At 59.2% G+C, this 845-nt stretch carries 3 protein-coding genes; 1 reads left to right on the top strand and 2 read right to left on the bottom strand.

The features are described 5' to 3' along the window. Together DBR24_RS20380 and DBR24_RS20375 are read right to left on the bottom strand one after the other, a co-directional pair. Window positions 1-155 (bottom strand): DMT family transporter (locus tag DBR24_RS20380; protein WP_177490644.1); only part of this gene is annotated, 155 nt, incomplete at its 3' end. A 3-nt stretch (window positions 156-158) separates the two neighbouring features. After that, window positions 159-644 carry a DMT family transporter gene (locus DBR24_RS20375; RefSeq protein ID WP_128615665.1) on the bottom strand — a complete coding sequence of 162 codons (486 nt, stop codon included), beginning with the start codon at window positions 642-644 and terminating at the stop codon, window positions 159-161. A 112-nt stretch (window positions 645-756) separates the two neighbouring features. Here DBR24_RS20375 and DBR24_RS33055 point away from each other — a divergent pair. Beyond that, window positions 757-845, top strand: an 89-nt coding sequence (locus tag DBR24_RS33055) for a LysR family transcriptional regulator (protein ID WP_256591691.1), incomplete at its 3' end; no start/stop codon positions are given.

Raw genomic sequence — 845 nt, 5'->3', positions numbered from 1 at the left:
ATCAACAAGCCGGTCGTCACAGCCCCGACAAAAAAAGTCAGCAAACTACTGCGCAACACCCCGACGGTCTCACCCAGACGCCCATTGATCGCCGCCTGCACACTCAACACCGCGCCAGCCAACACCACCACCGCCAACAAAATAACCAGACTCATCACTCAACCCCGCGCAATCAGAACAAGTGCCACCACAATCAGACCCAACGCCAGCCACCGCTCGGCATTGACCTTCTTGCGCGTCGCGCCAAACCAGCCGAAATGGTCAATCAACACGCTCTTGCCGACCTGCCCCGAGAGAATCGCAATCATCGTCATCGCAATCCCGATATGCGGCGTCGCCAGGGTCAATACCACCACATACATCGGCCCCAAAAAGCCGCCAATCAATTGCCAGCGCGGCAGATCGGTCAGCGCCGGGCCTTTCTGTGGGCCGGCGAACAACAGCAGCAAAAACAGGATCGCCGAACCCACGCCAAAGATGCTCAAGGTCGCCCACAAATGCCCGACCTGTGCCCCCAACGGCCCGAGCAAGCCTGCCTCCACCGACAAGCCCATGCCGGCCAGAATCACCAGCGGCAGCAACAACAGGCGCAATCCCGGTTTGGCCACCGGGGCCGCCCCACTCACTTCATCCAACGTCTGCATAACCAAAACCTGTACAAGTCAACGATGGCGCGGATTATCGGCTGGCGCCGCTGTGCGATAAATGGGAGCATCCGGACAACACTTTTGCGCAACTCGCACAGCAGGACAATTCATGCACGGGCTCAATGAGCTGGGATTCAAGGCACTCAGGCTGTTTGTGGCGGTGCTCGATCACGGCAGTTTTTCCGAAGTCGCCCGCCG

Source organism: Pseudomonas sp. HMWF006, from assembly GCF_003061205.1.
GTDB lineage: Bacteria > Pseudomonadota > Gammaproteobacteria > Pseudomonadales > Pseudomonadaceae > Aquipseudomonas > Aquipseudomonas monsensis.
This window is presented reverse-complemented; position numbering and strand designations above follow the sequence as displayed.

Excerpts from the sequence above, each read along its gene's own strand:
- DBR24_RS20375 (WP_128615665.1), bottom strand. The coding sequence starts at position 644 with ATGCAGACGTTGGATGAAGTGAGTGGGGCGGCCCCGGTGGCCAAACCG.